Source organism: Mycobacterium sp., assembly GCF_049673265.1.
Lineage (GTDB): Bacteria > Actinomycetota > Actinomycetes > Mycobacteriales > Mycobacteriaceae > Mycobacterium.
In genome coordinates this window covers 1-5900 of the sequence record NZ_JBATXN010000042.1, presented here as the reverse complement: position 1 = coordinate 5900, position 5900 = coordinate 1, and the positions used below count along the sequence as shown (strand labels likewise).

The window sequence follows — 5900 nt, the reverse complement described above, 5'->3', positions numbered from 1 at the left end:
TCGGGGACGTCTTCATCATGACCCTGACAATGGGCAGCATCCGCGAGAATCACATCGTGGAGTTCGAAGAAGGCCGGCGCATCGCCTGGTTGCCATCGGAATCGGGTCGGCGACCGCCGGGGCATCTCTGGCGCTGGGAGCTCGAACCGCTCACCGACGCATCCACACGGGTCACCCACACCTACGACTGGTCGGAATTGACCGACAAGAATCGGCTACCACGTGCCCGCCAAACGACACCGGAGCGGCTTCGGGCATCGCTGGACCGGTTGGCCGAGATCGCCGAGCGCAACGGCTAGCGGCCGCGAATCGGCGCAACTGCACCGATCGCTGGCAACGTAGGTGGACGACGTGCCAGGATGAACAGACTCCGATGCCGCACCAGCGGCAGGCAACCGGTCGAGTGGTGTGCCGATGTTTGACAAGGCGACAAGCCGCGTAGTCGCCGTGATCGTGCTGTTGATCGTCATTGCCGCGTCGTTGCGCGGCTATCTTCCAGGCGTCGACCGTGCCGCGCAGAGAAGTCCACCAGACAGTGGCTCGTCGCTGGTCTATGTGATCGCTATGCTCACCGTGTCCGTAGTGATTTTGGCCGTGGCGGTCATCGTCCGGCTGCGCGACCCGCGAAAGGCGGCGTCCAGCGCCGGCGAGCTGCCGCACCGGTTTTCCAGCGGCCGCGGCGGCCGACCGGCTTGGCAAGTGCTGGTGATCGGGACGGCGTTACTCGTCGCATGGCTGCTGACGGTGTGGCTGCTTTCGCAGTTCATCGTGCTGCACGTCGCCGATCAGACCGCGACCGCACCCGCATCAAGTACCCCGCCGCCCGGTACAAACGCCCCTCCGCAGTCCAAGCCCCCGGACGCGGGCGCAGATCGTGGCACGCTGCGCTACCTGATCGCGACCTCGGTGGCAGTGCTGGTGCTGGCCGTCGCGGGCGCAGTCGTCGCCGCGCGCCGGAGACGCGTCGGGGCGGCACCCGTCGCGGCCGAACAAATACGACCGGTCACGCCACCCGCCGGAACCTCCGAGTCGCTGGTGCGGGCGGCCGAAGTCGGATTGGCCGAAATCGGGGACCGCAGTCGCGAACCGCGGGAGGCGATCATCGCTTGCTATGCGGCGATGGAACGCGAACTCGCGCATGTTCCCGGCGCCGCTCCGCAGGATTTCGATACGCCCACCGAGGTGCTGGCCCGCGCCGTCGAAAACCACGCGCTGCACATCGATAACGCCAGCGAGCTGGTGAACTTGTTCGAAGAGGCCCGGTTCAGTCCACACGTGATGAACGAGGCGCATCGGGAAAGTGCATTACGGGTACTGCAGCTGGTTCTGGCTGAATTGCGGAGCCCGGTATGAAAAGGGTTGTCGCCCTGGGCATTACCATCATCTTGACTGCGGAGCTGGCGACGCTGTTGCTGCACGATCGGCGGTTCGTGCTCTGGACAGCCGGTGTCGCGGCGCTGTTCGCATTGGTCAATGTGCGCCAGGTCCTCGGCCACGGCGTCGAACCGTCGCCGCTGGCACCCCCGAACGCCCTCGAGGAATCGCTGCGCGGCTGGCTATCCCGAACTGAAACGCTGATCCACCGTTCGGAATCCACCCGAGCCGATTGGGACCGCCACCTGCGTCCGATGCTGGCCCGACGGTTCGCAATCACCACCGGCCAAAGTCAGGCCAAAGACCCGGCGGCGTTCGACGCCACGGGCCGAATGCTTTTCGGCCCGCAACTGTGGGCGTGGGTGAATCCCAACAATGTCGCGCAAACCGGTGCGCGTGAACCCGGGCCGGGCCGAGCGACGCTTGCGGAAATCCTCGAACGATTGGAACAGGTATGACCAAGGGTACGACTGAAACATGACCATGCCGGCGGCGACGACGACGGCCCGCGCAGTGGCCGTGCTCGACGAGATCGAGCGCGTCGTGGTGGGCAAGCGCGCCGCGCTCACCCTCATCCTCACCACGGTGCTCGCCCGCGGGCACGTACTCATCGAAGATCTGCCCGGCCTGGGCAAGACGCTGATCGCCCGGTCTTTTGCCGCGGCGCTCGGGCTGGATTTCACCCGCGTGCAGTTCACTCCCGACCTGCTGCCCGCGGATCTGCTCGGCTCGACAATCTACGACATGCAGTCGGGGCGATTCGAGTTTCGTGCGGGGCCGATCTTCACCAACCTGCTGCTTGCCGACGAAATCAACCGCACGCCGCCCAAAACCCAGGCGGCGTTGCTGGAGGCGATGGCCGAGCGCCAGGTGAGCATCGACGGGGTAACCCATCAGCTACCCAAGCCGTTCATTGTTTTGGCTACCGACAACCCGATCGAATACGAAGGCACCTACCCGTTGCCCGAGGCACAGTTGGATCGGTTCGCGGTTCGGCTCGAACTGCGCTACCTGTCTGAGCACGATGAAGCCTCGATGCTGCGCCGCCGCCTCGACCGCGGCTCAGCCGAGCCGACCGTCGGCCAGGTTGTCGACGCTCACGATCTGCTGGCGATGCGCGAATCGGTCGAACAGGTCAGTGTTCACGAGGACGTTTTGCACTACGTCGTCTCGCTGGCCGCCGCGACGCGTCACCACCCGCAGGTAGCGGTGGGTGCCAGCCCACGCGCGGAAATCGACCTGGTCCAACTCGCCCGCGCCCGTGCGCTGTTGCTTGGCCGCGACTACGTAATACCCGAGGACATCAAGGCGCTGGCCACCCCCGCTGTGGCGCATCGGATCACGTTGCGGCCGGAGATGTGGGTACGAAAGATTCAAGGCTCCGACATCGTCGAGGAACTGCTGCGGCGGCTGCCGGTTCCCCGTACGGGCGGCGGTCCGCGGTAAGCGACATGATGACGTGATCGAGATCCGCGAACCCCAATTGCACTGGCGTGCATCGGCATTGACGCGGGCAATCGCGACGTGCGCCGCACTGGCGCTGGCGGTGGCGCTGATCGGATCGCGATGGCAGCTGATTGCGTTCGCGGCGCCGCTGCTCGGCGTGTTGTGTTCGATCAGCTGGCAGCGGCCACTGCCGAAGGTCGACGTGCATGCGGAGCCCGGCTCGCAGCGGTGCTTTGAAACCGAGCAGGTGCAGCTAAGCGTCTGGGCGAGCACTGAAACCTTTGGTGCTGCAGTCGAACTCACGGTGACGGCAGTCGAGGGGATGCAGCTAGAGGTTCTAAATCGGACATCTCGTCAGCGGCAGACAGTGGCCACCACAGCCGATCGCTGGGGCCGCTATCCCATCCGGGCCACGGTGGAGGTCGTCGCGCATGGCGGGCTGCTGACCGGGACGGGCACCGTCGACGCGGCCGATGTGACGGTGTTTCCGATGACGCCGCCGCAACCGACGGCGCTGCCACCGACCGAGCTGCTCGATCGGTTAGGCACGCACCTGACCCGGCACATCGGCCGCGGCGTCGAGTACGCCGACATTCGCACCTATGTCCCCGGTGACCAGTTGCGCACCATCAACTGGCCGGTGAGCGCCCGCCGCGGACGACTGCATGTGACGCAACGGCTGACCGACCGGTCCGCCGATGTGGTGGTGCTCATCGACGGCTACCCGCAGCCGGCCGGCCCGGCTACGGCCTCCACCGAGCGGACGGTGCGAGGTGCCGCGCAGGTGGTGCAGACCGCGCTGCGCAACGGTGATCGGGCCGGCATCGTCGCGCTCGGCGGTGGCCGGCCCCGCTGGATTGGCGCGGACATCGGGCAGCGTCAGTTCTATCGGGTGCTCGACACGGTGCTTGCGGCCGGCGACGAATTCGAAACCACCACTGGGACTTTGGCGCCGCGCGCTGCTATTCCGCCGGGTGCGATCGTGGTCGCGTTCTCCACGTTGCTCGACACCGAGTTCGCGCTGTCACTGATCGACCTGCGCAGGCGCGGACACGTAGTGGTGGCAGTCGATGTTCTGCAGGGCTCGCCGTTCGCCGCGCAGCAGGACCCGCTGGTGGACCGGATGTGGACGTTGCAACGGTCCGCGATGTATCGCGACATGGGCACCGTCGGCGTGGACGTGGTCGCCTGGCAAGCGGACCGCACCCTGGACCAGTCGATGCGTCTGGTACCCGATCGTCGTCGGCCGGTAACGGGACGTCGATGATGAGGCTCAGCGGACTGCTGGCGCACGCTTTGTCGACTGCATGTGGTCTGGTGATGGTGGGGGCCGTGGGGGCCGGGTCGCACGGGCCGGCCTTGATCGCGGCGACGGCGGCGGTGGTCGCGGTGGCGGCCGCCATCCTGGTTCGCCCGGTCGCCACACTGGCGGTGCTACTCACTGTGGGGGTGATCGCGCTGTCGGATCCGGCGGCCACGCTGGCCGCGGTGTCGGGGTTGTCCGCGGCCTTGTACTTAGTGCTGCGGCACGCGGCCGGTGGCGCCACCGGGCTGGACGGTGTTAGCGGGGCGACCTTGGTCGGAGCGCTGGGATTCGCGTTCGCCGGGCTAGTCGCGACGGCGTTTCCGCTGCAGGTGGCATGGTTGCCGTTGCTGGCTCCGCTGGCTGTATTCGCGGTGTACCTGTTAGCCACCCGGCCGTTTTTGCGGAGCTGAGGCACAAAAAAATTGTGGTCCGACGCGCGGGCCTAGCGGGGACTCTACCTCGGTGCCCTCGAGAGCTAAAGTGTTTTTTTCCAAGTGATTTACACAACACGTGGTTAACAAAACCCATCTTGACCGCGATGAGGCCGGCGGCAAGAATATCGGGATGCCTCCAGACGAGCGGGTGTTAATTGGCGACGTTGAACGTCGGCTGGCGAAGAAATATTCGGCTCTTCCCCAGGACCACATCACCGCTGTCGTGCGGGACGCTTATGCGCGGTTGCAAAGCAGCCCGGTGCGCGGTTTCATTCCTTTGCTGGTGGAGCGCTGCGCCGACGAGGAACTCGAGGAATTGAGCGTGCTGCGACCGGACCTGTCCGCGGTTGCTTTCGGCGATCTCGCCGCGGATGGGCAACAAGACAGCGGTGTTGCTTCGGTCAGTTGAATCTGTTGAGACCGGCCATGGTCTTGCCGACTCGGCCCTAATTTTCAAACTATTTCTGTACGGTAGGCCCTTGTTGGCGAGGGGAATATCGGTGAGCAAGCTTGGTCAGCGGGCCGTGGTCTGTGGCGCGGGAATGGGTGGATTGCTCGCGGCCCGAGTGCTTGCTGACTTCTACCAGACAGTGACAGTGGTCGAACGAGACAAGTTGCCGGACGCTGCGGATCACCGTCGGGGAGTTCCGCAGGGACGGCACTTTCACGCCTTGTGGAGCCGCGGCGCGCACGAGCTGGAACAGTTATTTCCTGGTATACATGGCGAACTCGTCGCGGCTGGGGCGACAGTGTGTGACGACGGCGACCTCTCTCGAGTGTCCATCCGGGTGTCCGGTCACGAGCTGAACAGATCCGGCAAATTCAGTGACCCGGCATCGGTCGTCATTCACCTGCTTAGTCGTCCATTGTTGGAATCCCAAATCAGGCGGCGAGTTAGCGCGATCGACAACGTCGAAATCGTCGATGGACACGACTTCGTCGAACCGATCACGCCGGATCCGCAGCACGTCACGGGCGCGCACATCGCCGACCGCGAAGGCGGCGCCAAGCAGATGCTGGACGCCGATCTCGTCGTGGACGCGATGGGGCGAAGCGCCCGTACCCCCGCCTTGCTCGACGCCCTGGGCTACGGCCGACCTGCCGCCGAGCGCTCGACAGCCAGCGCGAACTACGCCAGCCTGTTGATGCGCATCCCGGAGGGCGTCCTGCGCGAAAAAATGACCTTTGTCGTCCCGGAACCGAAACGACCGACAGGTGGCGCGTTTTCGGTCTACGAGCACGACACGTGGATATTCACCATCGCCCGCTTGGCGCACAACGAACCACCCGATGACGTGGCCGGCATGATTCGGCTGGCCACCCAATTCGCACCGCCTGCG

General features: G+C 65.4%; 7 protein-coding genes and 1 pseudogene. All 8 read left to right on the top strand.

The features are described from left to right. Nucleotides 1-299, top strand: a pseudogene (locus WBF82_RS01500) (polyketide cyclase); the annotation flags it as partial. A 115-nt stretch (nucleotides 300-414) separates the two neighbouring features. Then, nucleotides 415-1353, top strand: a complete 939-nt coding sequence (locus WBF82_RS01495; RefSeq protein WP_424381338.1) for a DUF4129 domain-containing protein — start codon at nucleotides 415-417, stop codon at nucleotides 1351-1353. After that, on the top strand, nucleotides 1350-1832 hold the full coding sequence (locus WBF82_RS01490; RefSeq protein WP_424381337.1) for a hypothetical protein: 483 nt from the start codon (nucleotides 1350-1352) through the stop codon (nucleotides 1830-1832). Before WBF82_RS01495 ends, WBF82_RS01490 begins: the two co-directional genes overlap by 4 nt. Nucleotides 1833-1851: 19 nt before the next feature. Then, nucleotides 1852-2820, top strand: a complete 969-nt coding sequence (locus WBF82_RS01485) for an AAA family ATPase (protein WP_424381336.1) — start codon at nucleotides 1852-1854, stop codon at nucleotides 2818-2820. 13 nt (nucleotides 2821-2833) lie between these two features. Beyond that, entirely contained in the window at nucleotides 2834-4087 is a 1254-nt protein-coding gene (locus WBF82_RS01480; protein WP_424381335.1) for a DUF58 domain-containing protein, read from the top strand. Continuing rightward, nucleotides 4084-4536, top strand: a complete 453-nt coding sequence (locus WBF82_RS01475; RefSeq protein ID WP_424381334.1) for a hypothetical protein — start codon at nucleotides 4084-4086, stop codon at nucleotides 4534-4536. The genes WBF82_RS01480 and WBF82_RS01475 overlap by 4 nt, the downstream gene beginning before the upstream one ends. A 100-nt stretch (nucleotides 4537-4636) precedes the next feature. Further along, entirely contained in the window at nucleotides 4637-4969 is a 333-nt protein-coding gene (locus WBF82_RS01470) for a three-helix bundle dimerization domain-containing protein (RefSeq protein WP_424381333.1), read from the top strand. A gap of 91 nt (nucleotides 4970-5060) precedes the next feature. Beyond that, the coding region (locus tag WBF82_RS01465; RefSeq protein ID WP_424381332.1) for an FAD-dependent oxidoreductase at nucleotides 5061-5900 on the top strand (840 nt) is incomplete at its 3' end.

Excerpts from the sequence above, each read along its gene's own strand:
- WBF82_RS01495 (WP_424381338.1), top strand. The coding sequence starts at position 415 with ATGTTTGACAAGGCGACAAGCCGCGTAGTCGCCGTGATCGTGCTGTTG.
- WBF82_RS01490 (WP_424381337.1), top strand. The coding sequence starts at position 1,350 with ATGAAAAGGGTTGTCGCCCTGGGCATTACCATCATCTTGACTGCGGAG.
- WBF82_RS01475 (WP_424381334.1), top strand. The coding sequence starts at position 4,084 with ATGATGAGGCTCAGCGGACTGCTGGCGCACGCTTTGTCGACTGCATGT.
- WBF82_RS01485 (WP_424381336.1), top strand. The coding sequence starts at position 1,852 with ATGACCATGCCGGCGGCGACGACGACGGCCCGCGCAGTGGCCGTGCTC.